Here is a 20047-nt window from a genome sequence, read left to right on the forward strand (position 1 = left end):
CGTCGGCACGGCGCAGCTTCCGCACGATGTCCTCCGCGGAATGCCGCTTGCGTCCTGCCATGTCCCTCAGTGTCCCTTCTCGGCCCTCACCAGGCCAAACAAGGACTCTAATACCGAGCGGCCTCATCTATGGGGGACGGCCCAGGATGACTCGGATCGCTTGTCTGAACATGCGTAGGGGACTCCAAGGGCGGGACCAGAACGGGACCACAAGCTATGAACATATCGCAACGACATGCTGGTCGAAGCCATTACGCAAACTATCCAAAATGACCATTTTTAAGGCACGTTGGAGCCCTGACCGACCTGGGGGTCAAGTTGGTCCACCGGCTGTGCGACGACAACGACGACGACAACCGCGTACCTCGGCCACATTGGAAACGTGGGAATCGCACTGTGTCACGCCAGGTCTCGCTTGCTGCCTGTGCCTACGGATCAAAGGGTCCGGGAGACTTGTCAACATTCACGCTCCACCGCCAGCTCAGAGACGTTGCTGCAGGTCTCGCTACACGGCGCTGGGATCGGTCCACCTGCCTGTGGCCGCAGCCAACCCGCCGACGGTCACCGATGCACCCTGGCCCTCTCGGGCCGCCTGCCCCCGCGGCGAGCGGATGCTCTTCCGTGGCCTCCAGCCGCGCGATCCCGGACTGTAGCGCTGGCTTATGAGATCAAAGAGCCTCGACCCTGTCCTGACCAGTGAAAACACCGGTCACCGGTGGGCAACTTGACAAAATACATTGGTGTCGAAAATAGCCCCGGTGATCTTAGAGCCTGTCGGAGAATTTGGCCTCGTGGATCCTGAGCTCGTCGACGAGCGCTCGTATCTGCCCGGCTGGCTCGACGCCGTGCGTGCGCCAGCCGCCGGGTGTGGTCCATGAGACACATCCACATTCGCCAGGCATGGAATCGCCCAGCCTCTTGATCCTCGCCCCGTTGTCGCAGAGGCAGCAGCCCCGGAGAATACGCCCAGACGTTGGGTGCCACCCCTCGGAACCGTTGGGGTGACGACAGGTGAGCCCGACATAGGTTTGCGTCATCTTACCGTGACCTCGCCGCAGATAGGGGACACTACTACTCGGCTGAGGACTCCAAGGTGGCGTCGGCAGGAAGAAGGGGCGTTGAACGAATGCCGAAGATAGTTCGAGCGACTGTTAAAGGTCTACTGGACGATTTCGATCACCAGGTCGATTTCCCGCAATCCTGGCCCTTCGTATTAATATATGGCCCAAACGGAATCGGCAAAACGAAATTTCTTGAGCTTATCGACTTCGCATCGAGCATGCGCTTTGCGAACCTAGCAGAGATACCTTTCGACCGACTCGAACTCGCCTACGATGACGATACCAGATTCATAATTCAGCGCACTCAATCACATGATTCGGCAATTGATATATCGAGGGAAGATCCTGATGGATTCAAGTTCGAAGCAATACTAGAACAGCCATATGCACTAATGCCGGTCACTTGGGAATTCGAACGTCGCACCTTTCATCGGAATCTGCGCGAATATCTCGAATCTGCGACATCATGGACACCCATCGAAGGCGGTCGATGGGTGGACACTGATGATGGAGAAGTCGTAGATGATATTGAGCTCATGGAACGGTACCGACATGCGTCCTCACGAATGCGTCGCATGCGCCGACAGGAAACCGGAGATCCTCCAGCGGAATTTGTAAAATTTCTCCATTCGGCACCTGTTAGGCTTATCGCAACACAACGACTCCTTACAAACGCGCCAGTTCGCCGAAACGCTGATATACGCAAGTCAGGCTATCAAAAATCCACAATATCAGAATATTCCGAAGAATTGATCAGCGTACTTAAACAAGCGCTCGCGGGACATTCAAAAGCGTCACAGCAGCTAGATCGTTCCTTTCCGAGAAGATTGTTATCCAGAACGTCTGTCACATCCGGTAACGATGACCACAGAATTCGCGAGCGCTATGCTCAACGATGCTTGTTTCTCGATCCCACTGGAACTTACATAGGCCAACGCGAAGCCGAGGAAGGCCACACGACAGGTGTTCTGTCAAGCTTGACAGACTTGAACATTCGCGGCTTGCAACGTGTCCAGCGACGCGTTCGCGATGATGCACTCGGAGCTATTCAGATACGGACGTGCGACGCGCCTGTCCGCTTCAACATCACGATCGTCGACGAAGAACTCTGCGTCATGCAGCCCTATCTTCCTCAAGCCCGCGGTGTCGAGTCGCCCACCTTCGTAGCACGCAAGTCGAACACAGACGGTATCTTCAATACGTTCGCAACGGTCTTCGAGAGCATGTGGAACGACGGAAGAGAGACGGTAACCGGGTGAGTGACAATGACAAGCTCCTCGAAATCGCGCGGAGAGCAGCTGCCGAAGGTGCACACCTTCTGTCAACAGCCGATCCGGGAAAAGTGTCCGCGAAAAGCGAGAGAGACTTGTCACTGAACTCGACGTTACGATCGAGCGCACACTCAGCCAAATTCTCGAAGCAAAGACGCCCGACATTAGATTCGTAGGCGAGGAGTCTACCCAAGAGCTCGACCTCGGCCAACGCGTTTCAGGATTGGCATGGGTTCTAGACCCGATCGATGGCACATCCAACTTTATCCATGGCATACCGCTATGTGCGGTCTCACTTGCACTCCTCCAAGATGGAAGTCCGATAATGGGCGTTATCAACGCACCTTTCCTCGGCCTTGAGTACTTCGCAATGCAGAGGCGCGGCGCCTTCGCAAATGAGAAGCCGATCACTACCGGTCGCGGCGAGCAGCTGCACAATTCCATCGTTTCTATCGGCGACTACGCTGTCGGGGCGAACGCACGTTACAAGAATGCACAGCGCATCTCGTTGACATCCGCCCTAGCCGCCAACGTGGAACGAGTACGAATGTTCGGGTCCGCAGCGCTCGATCTGGCGTGGGTAGCCGAGGGGCGGACAGACGGTTGCATCATCATGTCGAATAATCCATGGGATACTGCGGCTGGTGTACTTATCGCCCGCGAAAGTGGCGCGATAGTCACTGATTCCGATGGCAGTGATCATACTGCCCACGCGCGCCATACCATCGCTGCCAATCCCGCGATATCTCGTCAACTGGTGCGTCTAATTGCCAGCGTCGAAAATGAGCATCACGGACGTAACGGCCTCGATTCTCAGAGCGAGCACTGACGCCCGCAGCCTTTCGCCGATTCCTCTCTATTGCGCTTCGCATAGGCTGCGCAGTAAGTGCCAGCGAAGCGCCTTACCTCACCCCAACGCGCGGCGGTATGCAGATTCGACCCTTTCGGCCGCTGCTAACAGGTCCGGCTCGGCCTCGGTAACCGACGCCGCTACGACATGTTCTGGCCCGTACCGCTGTCGAACCTCGTCGGCCCAGGAATCCTGAAGCTGTCATGAGCCGCAAAGTAGGACGCGCGGGTAACTGTTGATCGGCCTTACGGTTTCGTTTCGTGCAGTTGGAGTGGTCGCCTGAGGATCTGGTCGGGTCGTGGACGCTGATCGGCAAGAACGACTGGCGGTTGGTGGGCAACAAGTCGGGAGCTACCAGGCTCGGGTTCGCGCTATTGCTGAAGTTCTTCGAGATCGAGGCGAGGTTCCCTCGTGCGGCGGCGGAGGTGCCGCCTGCGGTGGTGAGCTACGTCGCCGAGCAGGTGAAGGTCGATCCGGCGCTGTTCGCCTCGTATCGGTGGTCGGGCCGGACGATCGAGTATCACCGTGCCCAGGTTCGTGCTGCTTTCGGGTTTCGGGAATTCGCTGTCAGCGACGAGGATCAGCTGATCGGCTGGTTGGCTGAGGAGATGTGCCCGGTCGAGTTGCGTGAGGACCGGCTGCGCGAGGCTGTGCTGGTGCGGTGTCGGGCCGAGAAGTTGGAGCCGCCGACACCCGGCCGGATCGATCGACTGGTGGGTTCGGCGCGATCGACGTTCGATCAGCGATTCTGCGCCCGCACGATGTCGCGTCTGAGTGCGGCGTCGGTCCAGGCTCTCAACGAGCTGGTCGCCGAGACCGCCCCTGCGTTGGCGAGCGGCCGGAATCTGTTGGCGGAGTTGAAGTCCGACCCCGGCAAGGTCAGCCTGGAGACGCTGCTGCGAGAGATCGAGAAGCTGACCGCGGTCCGTTCGCTGAAGCTGCCGGCGGAGCTGTTCGCCGATGCCAGCGAAAAACTTGTCGACGCCTGGCGGGCACGCGCGGCGCGGATGTTCCCGTCAGACCTGCGCGACGCCCCGGAGCCGGTCCGGCTGACGCTGCTGGCGGTGCTGTGCTGGATGCGGTCTTCGGAGATCACCGACGCCCTGGTGGATCTGCTGATCAGTCTGGTGTTGCGGATCAATACCCGCGCAGATCGGCGGGTGGAGCGCGAGCTGACCGAGGATCTGCGGCGGGTCCGGGGGAAGGAGGGAATCCTGTTCAAGCTGGCGGAGGCTGCCGTGGAGCACCCCGACGACATCGTGCGCAAGGCACTGTTCCCGGTGGTCGGGGAGAAAACGCTGCGGGAGCTGGTCACCGAAGCCAAGGCCAATGAGCAGGTATTCCAGGAGCGGGTCCGCACGGTGCTGCGCAGCTCGTACTCCAATCACTACCGGCGGATGCTGCCGCCGCTGCTGGCCGCGCTGGACTTGCGGTGCAACAACACCGCCTACCGGCCGGTGATGGTGGCGATGGAACTGTTGGCGCGCTATGCCACGATCGACGGCAAGGTCCGCTTCTACGACCAGCACGCCCTGGTGCCGTTGGACGGCGTGGTCCCGAAAGCTTGGCGTGAAGCCGTGGTCGACGACCGCGACCGGGTCGAGCGCATCCCGTACGAGCTGTGCGTGCTGGTCGCGTTGCGTGACGCGCTGCGCCGGCGCGAAATCTACGTCGAGGGCGGCAACCGGTGGCGCAACCCGGAAGACGACCTGCCGGGTGATTTCGAGCAGGCCCGCGAGGTCCATTACGCCGCGCTGCGTCAGCCGCTGGATGCGACCGAGTTCATCACTGATCTGCGCGCACGGATGACGGCCGGGCTGGAAGGGTTGGACAGGGGCCTGATCGAGGGGAGTACCGGCGGGGTGCGGATCACCAAGCGCCGTGGCGAGCCGTGGATCTCGGTGCCGAAGCTGGACAAACTGGTCGAGCCGGAGAACCTGACCGCGATCAAGGACGAGGTAGCCCGTCGCTGGGGCACGATCGACCTGCTCGACGTGTTGAAGGAAGCCGACTTCCTGACCGACTTCTCCATGGAGTTCGTGTCGGTGGCCTCGCGTGAGTCGATGGACCGCGACACGCTGCGGCGGCGGTTGCTGCTGGTGCTGTTCGCGTTGGGCACCAACATGGGTATCAAGGCCATCGTGAATACCGGCGAGCACGAGGAGACCGAAGCCACGTTGCGGCATGTGCGGCGGCACTTCGTAACCCGCGACAACATGCGCCGGGCGATCGTCAAGCTGGTCAACGCGACGTTCGCCGACCGGGATCCGCAGTGGTGGGGCCAGGGGACGGCGTGCGCGAGTAATTCGAAGAAGTTCGGGTCGTGGGAGTCGAACTTCATGACCGAGTATCACCAGCGCTACGGCGGGGCCGGGGTGATGGATCTACTGGCACGTCGAGCGCAACCGGGTCTGCATCTATTCGCAGCTGAAGTCGTGTTCGTCGTCGGAGGTGGCGTCGATGATCGAGGGCCTGCTGCGGCATTGCACCGATGCCGAGATCGAATCCAACTATGTCGATACCCATGGCGCGAACATCGTCGGGTTCGCGTTCACCGAGCTGCTGGGGTTTCGGCTGTTGCCCAGGTTGAAGAACATCGGCCACATCCGGCTGTACCGACCCGACGACAACGCCGCCTACGGCAATCTCGGGCCGGTGCTGAGCCGCCCGATCCGCTGGGATCTGATCGCCCAGCAGTACGACCAGATGGTCAAGTACGCGACCGCGCTGCGGCTGGGCACCGCCGAGTCGGAGTCGATCCTGCGCCGGTTCACCCGCGGCGGCCCGAAACACCCCACCTACCAGGCCCTCGAAGAACTCGGCCGCGCGGTGCGCACCATCTTCGCCTGCGAATACCTCAGCTCCGAGGAGCTGCGTCACGAGATCCACAGCGGGTTGCAGGTGGTGGAGAACTGGAACTCCGGCAACGGCGTCATCTACTACGGCAAAGACGGCGCATTGACCGGCCCGGACCGCGAGCACACCGAGGTGTCCATGCTCGCACTGCACCTGCTGCAATCATCGCTGGTCCACATCAACACCCTGCTGCTGCAACGGGTGCTGCAAGACCCGGAGTTCCGTAACCTCATGGGAGACAACGAGCGCCGCGCCCTGTCGGGACTGTTCTGGTCCAGCATCAACCCCTACGGACGGTTCTTGCTGGATATGAACCGTCGCCTCGACCTAGCCAGGCAGGCCGCATAGCAGCGGGTTTCAGCGTTACGGGTAGTCGCAACCGGCCTGGCCACCATCACCCCGTACACCACCAGCACGATCCGCCGCTTCGGCGACTGGGTACTCAACCTCACCCCACCCGACGCCGAGCCGGTCACCCACCTGGACCTCGAGCCACGCGCCCTGTTCCCAACCAGCCCGGGCTGACGGCCCCAGGTTTCAGGCTCGCACGCCAGGGCTGATGGCGCTGGCCGGCCGCACATGCTGACGGCGGGTTTCGCATCAAGAGATGCGTGTGACGTCGATATTCCCAAGGGATGGAAGGTCGACTGGCTCCGGCGGACCAGGATGTGACTGGTCGCGTCGCTGGTGTGGTGCGACGACACGAACATGCATCGAGTTCCGCCCGAACTGAGACTGAGGTACCAGGAATACGCCCATGAGTGTTGCCGTGACGGTGACCCGTTGGACCGATGTTGTTGCTGTCGTACTGGAGCGGGCAGCCACCACAGTCTCCGGCTGCTGGAGTAGGACCGCGCACGAGTTGCGCCGAGGGCATTGTTTTGCTGATCCGATCCGGTGAGATTGCGCGGGCAGCGCTCCAAGCCGCTAGAGACGTGAGCAACAGCATTACGCGGCTCGCAAGGGCCGATGCCGAACACGGCATCGGGCCCATCGCTCGTAAAGCCGAGGATGCAGCCCAACGATTTTCCGACGCCGACAAGGGGTTCCGCGGTGAATTGGACGCTGGCGGAGGCAGCGCGGAGCGGCTCGCTTCCGCTGACAGCGGCGCTTCGGTTCTGATCGCACGCTCCAGCTCCGAGAAGAGCGGTTCGGCGGGTGGATTCGCTGGTATCGGTGAGGGCAAAATGGTGTCGTTCACCCCTCGTGAGGTCAAGAGCATCCCGCTCAAAGGCGCCGATGGACGAGTGATCGGCACCGCGTTTCCCAGCAAACCCACCGACGAGAAGGGGGTGCCGGCGTGGGCTTCCAGCGAGATAGATGTGGCAGGGATCAAGGCGAAAGGCAGCGATTTCGCGGTGGTTCCCGCCCACGAGATCCCGCCTCCAACCGGCGAAGGAGGCCGATGGTTTGATTACGGGGAACCGCAGGATGCGCCATGGATCGATGACATCATGACATCGGGCAGACTGCCGATCTATGCCTGGGCACATGCCAACCCGGAGCAATTCGTCGTCAGCGTCAACAAGGGCTCGTGGCTGCGGCCGAAATGGATGAACTTACACATCGACGGTGAGACCTACGGTCGGCTGTTGTCCACCGATAAGCACTTTGCTCAAGCAGCGGGAGCAAATCCGGGAGCATCCGTGGTGATGCTCTCGTGCGAGTCGGCGCTGCCGGGCGGCTCAGCGGCCCGGGCAGCCGCCGAGCGCCTCCACCAAGACGGTGCGGTGACAGGGAACATCTACGGTGCTAACGGAGATGTCATCTTGCCCAACACCGACAACAACAACCTCGCCCAACTCGCGGTCGTACAGAAGTACGACGCGGCCGGGACACCCTTACCCCTATTCGAACAATTTCCCGCACCATGAGTCCGCGACCTCGTCGTCGCAACTGAAAGGATTTCATCGTGGAACCGATGCCCGGTGCTGTCCGACGAGCTGACTGGTTTGTTCTCCTCGATCCCACTTGGCAATCCGAAGGTTCGCCCAGTGACCCCCCAGCCGAGGTCATCGTAGGAGGCTGGCGGCTCGACAAGGACGGCAGTCTCGGTCCGTTCCAATCGAATCCACGCTATATCCCCGCTAACAACTCGATCCCGACCGACCCCATTGATGCCCTACTGCGACTGATCACCAACGGCGAGAACTGCGCCGAACAGATCATCCAAACACTGAAGGATACCGTCGTTCAGATCGGGTGCGACGACCAAGGCCAGCTGTGTGTCGGTACGGCCCCGGATGATGTGCCATGCGTACTCGTCGTCACCGCCGAAATTCACAAACAACACTCGAAATTGCCGCGCTGGCGATCCATCCTCGGTGCCCAACTGCCCAAGGTCGTACCCGCCGGCCTCGATATCTTGTTCAACGCGGGCGGCAATCACCAGTTTCGGATTGTCACTGACGCGATTCAGTAGGTTGGCGCGGCATCGCGCCAACACGGTTCCGTACTGGCCGGTGACCAACGATCTTGTGAAACTGACGTTTGGCCCCTGCTGAAGTTGAGTTTGGTGCGGAGATCTTGACCGGGCGGGCTGAGTGGTCGTCCCGATATCGGTCGAATCCGGGACGACCGACGGGCAGTCGCGAAAGCCCACGACGAGCCGTCCCGGAATGCATCCCGCAACCCGGTGCCCGACGTTGAGTTCCGGGACAGTTTGCGGGACGATCCGGGGATGGCGCGCACCAACACCGTCCGGATCGGCTACGCCAGGGTGTCCGGACGATCACAGGATCACCAACTCCAACTCGATGCACTGGCCGAGGCCGACTGCCGCGAGGTCATCGTGGAGACCGCCAGCACGCGCGGCGACCGACCGAAGCTGCGCACCACACTGGCCATGCTCAAGCCCGGCGACACACTCGTGATCTACAAGCCGGACCGGGTCGCGCGCTCGATGAAGGAACTCCTCGTCCTGCTCGAGGACCAGCTGCACGCCCGCGAGGTCAACCTGCACATCCTCACCGGCATCTGCGCCGGCCTGCACAAACCCAACGGCCAGACCATGGCCGAGAAGATGCTGTTCATGGTCGCGGCCATGGCCGCCGAAATGGAACGCGAACTGATCCGCGAGCGCACCCTCGACGGCCTGGCCGCCGCAGCAGCCCAAGGCCGCAAAGGCGGACGCCCCCCAGCAGTGGACCCCGACACCATCGCCATCGCCCGCCGCAAACGCGGCGAGTCGGTCACCGCCATCGCCAAACACCTCAAGATCGGCCGCTCCACCCTCTACCGCGCCCTCGAGCCCCACCCCACCCAAGCGCCCACCGGATAACCGACACTCGGATCATTGGCCAGGCCTACAACAAGCCCCGGCAGGCTTCCCCTGCATCCCAGCTGGTCCCGTTCGACTTCGGCACTACCGTATCCCCCAAATTTGCCACCGCGAATGACACTGCCGATCAACGCAACCGCCGAACACCGACACATCTGCCACCCCCGAACCAACCAAAGCGCCGGATCTACTTTGCGGCTCATGACAGCTTCAGGATTCCTGGGCCTCGTCAATCCGGGAACGCACATCAGTAACCCCGCCTGTCGGCGTTGTGGTTATGTCCGCCCACCACAAGGCATCCCGTAGCAGGCTGCGTTCGTCAGGCCATCCGATGTCAATGCGTCGGCGGCGACCTTCAACGTGTGCGCACGAGTGGTTCGCAACGAGCGCGCATAGCCGGAGGGGCGCGCGCTCCCGTCGCAGAAGCTCTGCGCCATCAACCGGATGGAACCCGGTATGTGCAATGGCGGCGCTGTACCCCACGTCGTGCAGCCATGCAGCAGCCACCAACATCTCCGCGTTGTCCACCAAGTCGACGACAAGTTCGGCGCGACGGACTACACCCTCAACATGACTCAACCGCCGCGGCAGATCTCGCAAATATTCACGTGCGGTTTTCTCGGCCCAACCGACCAGGTCGTCAGTCACGAGAACACCGTAGCTGCGGCGCACGACGAGCGGCGGGAAGCTGCGACTATAGTTTGTCGCCCAGTCGCGCCCGGCGGTGCGCGGACTTCGCCCGGCTGTCCGCCACCGCGGCGCCGTAACGTGCCAGCATCTGCCGTGACCGCCACCCCGCGAGCATCATCAGGTCCTGTTCCTGGCCGCCGCTGTCGAGCCAGGTGTGGGCGAAGAAGTGGCGGAGCTGATGCGGGTGAAGTCCCTCGATACCCGCAGCGTCGCAACGGCGTTCGAGCATCTGCCGTATACCGGAGTCGGTCATCGAGCCGCGATATCCAAGCCAGAGCGCAGGATTGTCATTCTTCGCGCCCGAATGCTTCGCCCGAACGCGGAGGTACCTCCGCAGTGCCGTTCGGGTCTTGTCGCCGAACGGACATGTCCGCGGCCGGCCACCTTTGCCAATCACCAGCACGGTGTTCTCATTGAAGTCCAGAGATTCCACCTCGAGCGGCGCGAGTTCGCCACACCGCATCCCGGTATCGGCGAACATCCGAATGATCGCGTTGTCTCGTCTGTCAGCGAATTCGGTGCCATCACACTCGGTGAGCAGAGCCTTCACCGCGTCCATGCTCGGTACCGGCACCCTCTGCTCAGGCACCGCCGGCGGGCTCATCTTGTCGAAGGGATTCGCGTCGATGATCTCCTCGGCCGCGAGGTATTTGAAAAACTGTTGCAGCGACCGATACTGGCCGCGTGCGTACTCCGGCGACAACGGCGCCCCGGTTCGCTGGTTCGGCCGTGTGAGCAGATCTTCGATATAGCCGCCGATATGGGCGCGGGTGATGTCGGGTGCCGTGGTCGGCAGCTCGCGCTGCTCGAGGAAGTCGGCGAAGTACCTGATTCGGGTGAGGTAGCCGTCGATGGTCTGCTTGCTCCGGTTCCTGCGACGTAGCTCCGTCGCGAAGTCCTCCGCAAGCTCTCGAATGTCGTCCAGATCCAGCCCCATGTCCGGATTCTACCGGCAAAATACATTGCTGTCGGAGCGCTGTTCTGGACCAACTCGGCTGTCGAATTCAGCGTTTCCGCTGATCAGATAGTGTTTGTGGGGCGGGCGGGGCTCGAACCCGCGACCAATGGATTATGAGTCCACGGCTCTAACCGACTGAGCTACCGCCCCTCGTCGCGGGTGATTCCGCGAGCCTTGGGGATGCTACCGGTTGGAGTGGGGTGGAGACCAGTCGGAGCGGGGCCCGCTTACGATGTCCTGGTCCAGCAAACTTACTGGAGGGTCAGACATGGCCAATCTCTTCACGAAGGCGCTGAAGGTCCATCAGTGGGTGTACGAATGCAGCGGTGGGCTGGTGGGGCATCGGCTGCTGCTGGGAAATCCGACGTTACTGCTGCGGACCGTGGGGCGCAAGACCGGCATGTCGCGGACCGCGGCGCTGACGTACGGACGCGATGGCGCCGACTATCTGGTGACCGCGTCCAATGGCGGGTCGCCGCGACCGCCGGGGTGGTTGGCGAATCTGAAGGCGCAGCCGGAGTGCGAGATTCAGGTCGGGCGGCGGAAACTGTCGGTGCTGGCGCGAGCAACGATGCCGGATGATCCGGACTACACGCGGCGATGGGCGATCGTCGACAAGGTGAACCACGGCCGCTACAGCGCCTATCAGAAGCTGACCAAGCGGCCCATCGCGGTCGTTGTGCTGACCCCGGTCGACTGAGCGGGCTCAGTCGTCGCGGTAGTCCTCGTCCCAGTCGTCCTCGTAGTCCTCGGCGTCGGCATCGTCCCAGGACTCGGGATCCTTCGGCGGCCGGCTCGCGAACTGCACAACTGCGATGACGATACCGAGGACTACGATGACGACACCGACGACGATCAGAGTTTCCACGCAGGCACCCTAGCGCCGTCGCAGACACCGCGCACTACGACGATTCGCCAGTTGCGGGGTAGTTCACACTGTTAACAAAGTGCGCCCTATCGCTGCCCGGGATTCGATGGCGGCGTGCGCCCGGTCGGCTTGCTCGAGCGGAAACGTCTGACCGATGACGACCTCCAGGTGACCCGCGGCGGCCTCGGCGTGGGCGCGTTCGGCGAGCGCATGCCAGTCGATGTCGGCGCCGGTGATGTCGAACAGCCCATACACAGCGATGCCACGGGCCTCCGCGGCCGCGCGATCGACTCCGGCGAATTCGCCTGCGGCGGCGCCGTATCCGAGGAACCGGCCGGCGTCCGCCGCTACCGCGAGCGCGGCCTCGCCGAGGCTGCCACCCGCGCCGTCGAAGACGACCTGGACACCTTCTCCCCTGGTGGCGGCGCGCGCCTTTGCCGACCAATCGGGTTCGGAGTAGTCGACGACGGCGGTCGCCCCCAGTCGTGCCGCCAGCTCGAGTTTCGCGGCGCCACGTGCGGCGGCGATTACGTTCGCGCCGGCTGCGCGGGCGAGCTGGATCAGCAGAGTTCCCAACCCGCCCCCGGCCGCGGTGATCAGCACCCACTCCCCCGGCTGCACCGCGGCATGGTCGAACACCGCGAACGCGGTCTTGCCGTCGTGTGCGAGTGCGACGGCCTGCGGCAGGCTCAGCGCGTCGGGCACCGTGACCAGCGTGTCCGCCTTGGCCAGCGCTTTCTCCGCGTATCCGCCGATGGGTGAGCCGCCGCCGATCCCGCTGGCCGCGGTCGCGGTGGACACCCGCCTTCCCACCCAGACCGGATCGACGTCCGGGCCGACCGCAGCGACCACGCCCGCGATCGCTCCGCCCGGCACGTACGGCGGGTCGATCGAGAAGAAATCGGCACCCCAGCCGCCGCGCAGCCGGGTGTCCAGGAACATCACGTCGGCGGCCGCAACGTCGACTACTACCTCGCCCGGCCCGGCCACCGGTTCCGGCAGTTCGCGCACCGCGAGCACTTCCGGTCCACCGAATTCCTTTGCTTGCACAGCCCGCATAACCCGCATAGCACTGCCTCCATCGTTCGTTGCCACATCGGACAGCGACCAGCATCGAACCTGAAGACCAGTTGAGGTCAAGCCGTGATCATCAGGACCCTCCCCCACAGCTGCTGCTACTGCCGCCACCACAGTTACTACTTCCACCACCGCAACTACTGCTACTTCCACCACCGCAACTGCTGCCGCCACCGCAGCCTCCAGCTCCCCCACCACAACCCCAGGCTCCCCCACTGCAATTGCCGCCATGGTGATGGTGACTGCCCCCATCGCCGGGATTCCAGCCCCCGCCACAGCCATTCGCCTGATTCGGGTCGTAGCCGCCGACCAAACCCGCCCCACCTGCCGCCCAGAACGGATTCGAAGTATCGGATCCGCCGCTGAAATACCCTCCGCCACGATGCACCGCGCGCCCATCCGTCGGCGGAGCGTACCGAGTGCGTTGCGCGCGGAGCACGACCAACACCACCGTGACGGGCACCGCCACGATCAACAGGATGAACACGAGGATGACTGCCGCACTCATATCAAAACGGTAGAGGCAGGCCGGCATACGCATACAGTGAACCGTGGTGTTCTTCAGCTTCCGCCGGTCCGGGGTCGACTTGGTGACTGTCCGCTCCGTGGTCGACGCGTTGGAGTTCCCTGCGGCCGTCTACAAGACCTGCCCGTGGCAGCCACATGAGCTGGTGGCGAAGGGGTTGCGGCAGTGGTTGGTCTGCTGCGGCGCCGCGATGCGCGATGATCAGGTGATCGGGATGCCGTCGCACGCGGTCGACGAAGCATGGCACGGCTTCATCCTGTGCACGCAACTCTACGCCGAGTTCTGCGCGGCGGCCTACGGCCGCTTCCTCCACCACTTTCCGGAAGGCGCTGGGCCGCCGAACCACGCACACCGCGCCATGGCACAGCAACTGGGCCGCACCGTCGTGGCGTGGTCGCTGGTGGCCGCGCCGGGCGAGGAGTGCGTGCTGTGGGATCTGGACCGCCGGGTCGGCGTCGACCACCCGTGGGGCATCGAGGCCGAGCGAGTCGAAGCCGTCCGCGCCGAACTCGCCAGGACCACTCACGGCCGCGGGTGAGCACCCGCGCGGCGGAAAATGAGGTGGCCTCAGTCGACGATGCGGTCGACGTCGATCATGAGGTGCAAGGGTCCGCGGAAAATATGGCTTCGGCGATAGGGCGGTGGATCCTTCACCAAGCGCGGGCCCCGCACCCGGCGCAGGAACGTTTCCAATGCGAGGTTGACTTCCAGGCGCGCGAGCGGGCCGCCCATGCAGATATGGATACCGCTGCCCCAGCCGAGGTGCTCGTTGTCGGGGCGTTCGGGGTCGAATTGGTCCGGGTCGGCGAAACGGGCGGGGTCGCGATTGGCTGCGCTGTACATCAGATGCACCGCCGCACCCTTCGGGATTACCGTGCCGGCGATCTCGATGTCGTCGGTGGCGCTGCGGCTGGGAAAGAACTGCACGGCCGACTGGAGTCGCTGGACTTCCTCGATGGCGCGTGGGATCAGTTCCGGGCGCTGCCGCAGCAGTTCGAACGAGCCGGGGTTACGCAGCAGCGTCATCACACAGTTGGCGATGGTGTTGACCGTGGAGTCGTGGCCGGCGACGAACAACAGCTGCGCGTTGGAGATCGCTTCCTCCAATGACATCGGACCGTCCGGCCCGTCGGTGTCATTGATCAGGTTCGACAGCAGGCCATCTCCGGGCTGGCGACGGTACCGTTCGAGCAGCTCGGCGAGGTAGTGCCGCAATGCCGAGGCGGCGGCGCGGCCTCGTGCCGCGCGAGCCCTTCCTTCGTCGGTGGCGCCATCCGGGCCCAGATCCACACCCGTCAACAGGTCACGTATCCAGAGATGAAAGGTTGGTTCGTCCGCAAGGGGGATCCCGAGGATTGTGCAGATCACGGTCACCGGAACGGGGTAGGCGTAGTCGTCGACCACATCGAACCCGGTCGACTCGCGGGTCTTGATGTCATCCAGCAGCCTGTTGCACAACGTGATGATGCCGGGCTCCGTACTCGCGATCAGGTCGGGCGAGTGCGGCGGGCCGAAGTGACGCAGCAATTGCCGGCGGGCTCGGTCATGATCCGGCGGATCGGACACGATGATGCTCGGTCGACGGCTGCCGGGCGCCTGCGATTCCGCGCCGCCCGCGGCCGGTTCGGCGCCAGCTGTCAAGTGGGCTACGAGCGGGCTGCGGCTGATGTCGGAACTGATCCGCGGATCGTGCGCCAGGGCGAGCAGCTCGCGGTAGCCGGTGACGACGTAGACATCGTCGGCCACCTGCACGACGGGAGTTCTGCGCAACTCGGCGAAGAACGGGTACGGATCGGAGCGGTTGTCGTAGGTCATCGCTGCCGCCCACGCCGTCTGTGCGGTCATGATCTCCTCGATTCGACGGGCGGCGGCGTCTGATGTCGGCGTGGCTGACGGAACTCGGCTTCGCGCGAGGTCGGGTCGTAGCCGGTGAGCACAACGGTCGGAAGCTCGGTGGGCACGCGCGGATCCGGGAAGCGCGCCGGGATCGGTGCCGTCTGCACCGGCCGGTCGGACCCGGGCGGTGGCGGCGGGAATGGCGCCGACCGCTCGATCAGAGCACCGTAATAGTCCAACCATTTGCCGTGGTCGAATGTCACCGCGCCGACGATGCGTCCCCGACGGCCGTAGGCGGCGGCGAAGCGGCGCTGGTCAGGCGAACCCCGAGTGAACACGATCTCGTCGCCGAACGAGCACACGCCCACGCCCTTGATGTTGACTCCGAACTGGGCCGACCAGAACATCGGCAGCGGAAGGTGCGCGCACCGCTCGGCCTGCAGGCTGATCATATTGTTGGCGGCTACCTGCGCTCCGGACACCGCGTTGCCCCAGTGCTCCATGGCGATGAACTGGTATTCGTAGAGCACGTGCGGGGCGCGCGCGACGTCCCCGGCCACGAAGATGTTGTCGGTCACCACGCCGTTGACGTCGAACGCGCGGCAACCGGCGTCGCACCCCACGCCCCAGAACCCGCTGGCCAGCCCGGCGCCCTCGAGCCACTCGACGTTGCGGATCGACCCCAGCGAAGCGACCACGACATCGACATCGACATCGGTTCCATCGGAAAACCGAGCCCGCCGCACGTGGCCGCCGCTGTCGGCCTCGAGTGCCTCGACCGCGACCCCGGTGCGTAGGTCGACGCCCGCATCGCGCTGCATGTCGGCGGCGATATCACCGATCACCCCGCCCAGCGCGCCGACCAGCGGCCCGTTCGCGCGTTCCGCGACGGTCACCGGCAGCTCCAATGCGCAACACGCGGAGGCCATCTCCGATCCCACGAATCCCGACCCGACGATCAGGACCCGCCGCGGGCCGGCGTGCAGCGCGGTCTGTAGACGTGCCGCGTCATCGCAGGTGCGCAGCGTGAAAACGCCCTCGAGCGCACCTTCTCGGGGGTTGAACCACGACCGTGCTCGTACCCCGGTGGCGATCAACAGTCGGTCGTAGTCGACCGTGTCCCCATCGGCCAGCAGCACTCGGCGGTTGACCCGGTCCAGCCCGGTGGCGGCGACCCCCAGCCGCCACTCGGCAGCTACGGCCCGCAGCCGCGGAAGTTTGGTGCGATCGGCCCCGACCCACCCTTGCAGCACCTGCTTCGACAGCGGTGGACGATCATAGGGTTCGTACGGCTCGTCCCCGATCAGCGTCAGCCTGCCGCGAAAACCACGTTCCCGCAGTGCTTCCGCGGCACGCAGACCAGCCAGCGAGGCGCCGACGATCACGATACGCCCCTCCGCGCGAAACGTCGCCACCAGCTCGGTGAGCAACGCCGCGGTGCTCACCGCGAATCTTCCGCATCGGGGGTGTACCTCTCCACGATGATCGCCTGCACCGGGCAGGCCGCCACAGCCCGCAGCACCCTCTGGCGTTGTGATTCATCAGGGTTGGGGTCGTACGCGAGCGCCTCGTCACCGAGCAGTTTCAGCACATCGGGCGCCAGCGGGACACACTGCGCGTATCCCTGACACTTGTTCAGATCCACCACGATGCGCACACTCAGCTCCCTTGTGAGCCGCTTCCTCGCGGCCACCCCGGTCGCAGATCGGCGAACACCGACCGTGCACCAACGTTCTTGATCTTACGCCGGGCGCCGGAAAATATGGGTTCCGCCCGTCACCGGCACTCGAGTGAGCAGCGGCTTTCCCGGATGACCACCCCGCCGAGGCCGCGGTGCAATCCCGCACCGACGCCCTGGTTCACCGCCGAAGTAGAACGCGTTTTAGTAGTCTTTCGCTATGGAACGACTGACCGGATTGGATGCCAGCTTTCTCTATCTGGAAACCGGGACCCAGCACCTCCACGTGTGCGCCCTGCTGATCCTGGACCCGTCCTCCGGGGACTACTCGTTCGAGAAATTCAAGGCCGAACTCGGTCGGCGACTGCCACTGATTCCGCAGCTGCGCCGCCGCGTGCACGAGGTGCCGCTCAACCTCGACCATCCCGTCTGGGTCGAAGACCACGACTTCGACCTCGATTACCACCTCCGCCGGATCGCGATCGCCGCACCGGCCGGACGCCGCGAACTCGCCGAACTGGTCGGCGATATCGCCAGCCGGCCGATGGACCGCGATCGCCCGCTCTGGGTGTTCTCCGTAGTGGAGGGCCTCGACGACGGCAAGGTCGCGGTGATCTGCAAATACCACCATGCCGCCATGGACGGCATCACCGGCGCCGACATGATGATGCACCTGTGCGACCTCGAACCGGGCGTCGTGCGGCCCGAACCCGAGCAGGATCGGCAACCCGAGCCGAGCCCGAACGACTGGCAGCTACTGGCCGAGGCCGCACTGAAGCTTCCGGCGAAAGCGGGCATCGTCGGGATGATGCCGAAAACCCTCGGCGTGATCGCCAGGTTCGCGCAGCGCCGCCGAAACAACGAGGCCGGCATGGCGACCCCGTTCTCCGCTCCGCGCACGCCGTTCAATGTCACCATCACGCCACACCGCACCGTCGCCTTCACCCAGGCCGACCTCGGCGCCGCCAAAGAGATCGGGGCGGCGTTCGCGGTGAAGGTGAACGATGTGGTGCTGACCGTCATCGCCGGCGCGCTGCGCGACTATTTGAGCAAGCGCGACGAGTTGCCGGATCGCTCCCTGATCGCGTCGGTGCCGGTATCCGTGCATGACACGACGCGGCACACCTCGGGCATCAACAAGGTGTCCGCGCTGTTCGCGCGACTCGGCACCGACGTGGCCGATCCGGTGGAACGACTACGCCAGGTCGCTGAGGCCAATCGCGGAGCGAAGGAGGAGCACGACCTGATGGGCGCGGACTTCCTGCAGGATTTGTCGAAGTACAGTCCGCCGAACACCTTTCGGCTCGCGGCACGAATGTATTCGTCGCTGAGACTGGCCGAGATGCACCCCGTGGTACACAACCTGGTGGTGTCCAACGTGCCCGGCCCGCCGATGCCGCTGTATTTCCTCGGCCTGCGCGTGGACGGGATGTACCCGTTCGGGCCGGTGTTCCACGGCGCAGGGCTCACCGCGACTGTGCTATCGAACAACGACAAGCTCAATATCGGTTTCATCGCCTGCAAGGAACTGGTACCCGACATCGCGGACCTGGCCGACGCCGTGCCCCGCGCGCTCACCGAATTACTCACCGCGGCACGGGAATCGGCCTGATCACCGAATACCCACCGGATTCTGCCGCCGCCCGGCTCGCCACCGCCGCCGAGCAAGGACTTGCCGCCGATTCACCTTCCGGCCCCGGATGCGCGATTACGACACATCGGCACCGTCACCAGCACGCTGGGCAACGACGCCCGTCGATCACGCCAGAGCACGCACAATGGTCTCCGCGACACAGACCGGCTTGTCTGTACCTTCGCGATCGACCGTCACCGCGAGGACCGCCTGCAGCCCGCCGGGAACGTCTTCGACCCGCACGATCGTCGCCCTGCCCCGGATACGAGCCCCCGAGGGAACAGGCGAAGGGAAACGGACCTTGTTCACGCCGTAATTGATTCGAGCGGCGGCGCCATCGATCCGGAAAACCTCGCCGATGATCGACGGCAACAGCGAAAGCGTGAGGTACCCGTGCGCGATGGTGGTGCCGTACGGCCCGTCGGCGGCACGTTCCCGGTCGACGTGGATCCACTGGTGATCCCCGGTCGCCGCGGCGAACGCGTCGATGCGCTCCTGGCCGATCTCGATCCAGCCGCTCACCCCGAGGTCGGCGCCCAGCGCGGTCCGCAGCGTCTCCATCGTGAAAACAGTCGGCTCGCTCACTCGTCGAACGATAGTCGCGCCGGCCTCATGCGCGACCGGCCTCGGGCAGCGCGCTGAGTTACTGTCGCGTGGTGCGCGCACGAGCGCATGTCCAGGACGTGTTGCGGTTATCTAGAGACGGAGGTGCCGCCATGGGGCGGTTGACCGGCAAGGTGGCGTTGATCAGCGGCGGGGCACGCGGCATGGGCGCCGCGCACGGCAGAGCCCTGGTCGCCGAGGGCGCGCGTGTCGTACTGGGCGACGTGCTCGACGACGAGGGCGCCGCGGTCGCGGCGGAACTGGGCGACGACGCCACCTACGTACACCTCGACGTACGCGAGCCGGAGGACTGGCGCACAGCCGTCGCCGAGGCGGTGCGGCGTTACGGATCGCTGACCGTGCTGGTGAACAACGCGGGCATCGCGAACGGCAACCTACTCGTCGCTTTCGAGCTCGCCGAATGGCAACGCATCGTCGACATCAACCTGACCGGCACCTTTCTCGGTATGCAGGCCGCGACGCCCGCCATGATCGAGGCGGGCGGCGGCTCGATCATCAACATCTCCTCGGTCGAGGGCATGCGCGGCAGCCCTGGTCTGCACGGCTACACAGCCACCAAATTCGCCGTGCGCGGACTCACCAAGTCCACGGCACTGGAGTTGGCGCAGTACAAGATTCGGGTGAACTCGGTGCACCCCGGACTGATCCGCACCCCGATGACCGAGAACATCCCGGCGGATTTCCTGCAGATCCCGCTCGGCCGGGCCGCAGAAGCTTCCGAGGTCTCCGCCTTGGTGACCTTCCTGGCCAGCGATGAATCGTCGTATTCCACCGGAGCCGAGTTCGTCATCGACGGCGGCCTCACGGCCGGTATCCCGCACAAGTCCTTCACCGACTGA

General features: G+C 64.1%; 17 protein-coding genes, 1 tRNA gene and 1 pseudogene. 10 read left to right on the forward strand and 9 right to left on the reverse strand.

What is annotated here, in order from left to right:
- Positions 1-1093: 1093 nt before the first annotated feature.
- The 6 genes and pseudogenes from AB0B25_RS26220 (at position 1094) to AB0B25_RS26245 (ending at position 9318) form a co-directional block, all read left to right on the forward strand.
- On the forward strand, positions 1094-2320 hold the full coding sequence (locus tag AB0B25_RS26220; RefSeq protein WP_357184590.1) for a DUF5919 domain-containing protein: 1227 nt from the start codon (positions 1094-1096) through the stop codon (positions 2318-2320).
- A 130-nt stretch (positions 2321-2450) separates the two neighbouring features.
- Positions 2451-3161, forward strand: coding sequence for an inositol monophosphatase family protein (locus AB0B25_RS26225; protein WP_357184677.1), 711 nt, complete (start codon positions 2451-2453; stop codon positions 3159-3161).
- 281 nt (positions 3162-3442) lie between these two features.
- Positions 3443-6386, forward strand: a pseudogene (locus AB0B25_RS26230) (Tn3 family transposase).
- 533 nt (positions 6387-6919) lie between these two features.
- Positions 6920-7912, forward strand: coding sequence for a hypothetical protein (locus tag AB0B25_RS26235; protein WP_357184593.1), 993 nt, complete (start codon positions 6920-6922; stop codon positions 7910-7912).
- Between the two features lie 47 nt (positions 7913-7959).
- Complete coding sequence (locus AB0B25_RS26240; protein WP_357184680.1) at positions 7960-8460, forward strand: type VII secretion system-associated protein; 501 nt, start codon at positions 7960-7962, stop codon at positions 8458-8460.
- 258 nt (positions 8461-8718) lie between these two features.
- Positions 8719-9318, forward strand: coding sequence for a recombinase family protein (locus AB0B25_RS26245; protein ID WP_357184596.1), 600 nt, complete (start codon positions 8719-8721; stop codon positions 9316-9318).
- Between the two features lie 210 nt (positions 9319-9528).
- On the opposite strand, the gene AB0B25_RS26250 is transcribed toward AB0B25_RS26245, so the two are convergent.
- From AB0B25_RS26250 to AB0B25_RS26260, 3 genes are all read right to left on the reverse strand, one after another.
- Positions 9529-9966, reverse strand: coding sequence for an HD domain-containing protein (locus AB0B25_RS26250; protein WP_357184599.1), 438 nt, complete (start codon positions 9964-9966; stop codon positions 9529-9531).
- 46 nt (positions 9967-10012) lie between these two features.
- A complete protein-coding gene (locus tag AB0B25_RS26255; protein ID WP_357184602.1) occupies positions 10013-10945 on the reverse strand; it encodes a tyrosine-type recombinase/integrase in 933 nt (310 codons plus the stop codon).
- 97 nt (positions 10946-11042) lie between these two features.
- A tRNA-Ile gene (locus tag AB0B25_RS26260) sits at positions 11043-11116 on the reverse strand.
- A gap of 118 nt (positions 11117-11234) precedes the next feature.
- Here AB0B25_RS26260 and AB0B25_RS26265 point away from each other — a divergent pair.
- Complete coding sequence (locus tag AB0B25_RS26265) at positions 11235-11666, forward strand: nitroreductase/quinone reductase family protein (RefSeq protein ID WP_357184604.1); 432 nt, start codon at positions 11235-11237, stop codon at positions 11664-11666.
- Between the two features lie 6 nt (positions 11667-11672).
- Here AB0B25_RS26265 and AB0B25_RS26270 read toward each other — a convergent pair whose 3' ends face one another.
- Both AB0B25_RS26270 and AB0B25_RS26275 read right to left on the reverse strand, forming a co-directional pair.
- Complete coding sequence (locus AB0B25_RS26270) at positions 11673-11834, reverse strand: hypothetical protein (RefSeq protein WP_357184607.1); 162 nt, start codon at positions 11832-11834, stop codon at positions 11673-11675.
- Between the two features lie 63 nt (positions 11835-11897).
- Entirely contained in the window at positions 11898-12902 is a 1005-nt protein-coding gene (locus tag AB0B25_RS26275; RefSeq protein WP_357184610.1) for a zinc-binding dehydrogenase, read from the reverse strand.
- A 560-nt stretch (positions 12903-13462) separates the two neighbouring features.
- Here AB0B25_RS26275 and AB0B25_RS26280 point away from each other — a divergent pair.
- Positions 13463-13975: a hypothetical protein gene (locus tag AB0B25_RS26280; protein WP_357184613.1), complete on the forward strand. Its 513-nt coding sequence runs from the start codon at positions 13463-13465 to the stop codon at positions 13973-13975.
- 29 nt (positions 13976-14004) lie between these two features.
- On the opposite strand, the gene AB0B25_RS26285 is transcribed toward AB0B25_RS26280, so the two are convergent.
- Genes AB0B25_RS26285 through AB0B25_RS26295 form a run of 3 tightly spaced genes read right to left on the reverse strand, consistent with a single transcriptional unit; the run spans position 14005 to position 16930 of the window.
- A complete protein-coding gene (locus AB0B25_RS26285) occupies positions 14005-15282 on the reverse strand; it encodes a cytochrome P450 (protein WP_357184616.1) in 1278 nt (425 codons plus the stop codon).
- Positions 15279-16718, reverse strand: coding sequence for an FAD-dependent oxidoreductase (locus tag AB0B25_RS26290; RefSeq protein WP_357184619.1), 1440 nt, complete (start codon positions 16716-16718; stop codon positions 15279-15281). The genes AB0B25_RS26285 and AB0B25_RS26290 overlap by 4 nt, the downstream gene beginning before the upstream one ends.
- Positions 16715-16930, reverse strand: a complete 216-nt coding sequence (locus AB0B25_RS26295; protein ID WP_357184622.1) for a ferredoxin — start codon at positions 16928-16930, stop codon at positions 16715-16717. Before AB0B25_RS26295 ends, AB0B25_RS26290 begins: the two co-directional genes overlap by 4 nt.
- Positions 16931-17171: 241 nt before the next feature.
- Between AB0B25_RS26295 and AB0B25_RS26300 the strand changes: the two genes are divergently transcribed.
- Positions 17172-18563, forward strand: a complete 1392-nt coding sequence (locus AB0B25_RS26300; protein ID WP_357184625.1) for a wax ester/triacylglycerol synthase family O-acyltransferase — start codon at positions 17172-17174, stop codon at positions 18561-18563.
- Positions 18564-18710: 147 nt separating this feature from the next.
- Here AB0B25_RS26300 and AB0B25_RS26305 read toward each other — a convergent pair whose 3' ends face one another.
- Positions 18711-19145 carry a MaoC family dehydratase gene (locus AB0B25_RS26305; RefSeq protein WP_357184683.1) on the reverse strand — a complete coding sequence of 145 codons (435 nt, stop codon included), beginning with the start codon at positions 19143-19145 and terminating at the stop codon, positions 18711-18713.
- 155 nt (positions 19146-19300) lie between these two features.
- On the opposite strand from AB0B25_RS26305, the gene AB0B25_RS26310 reads away from it, so the two are divergent.
- Entirely contained in the window at positions 19301-20047 is a 747-nt protein-coding gene (locus AB0B25_RS26310) for a glucose 1-dehydrogenase (RefSeq protein WP_357184627.1), read from the forward strand.

Origin of the sequence: Nocardia sp. NPDC049190, from assembly GCF_040648115.1 — a bacterium.
Lineage (GTDB): Bacteria > Actinomycetota > Actinomycetes > Mycobacteriales > Mycobacteriaceae > Nocardia.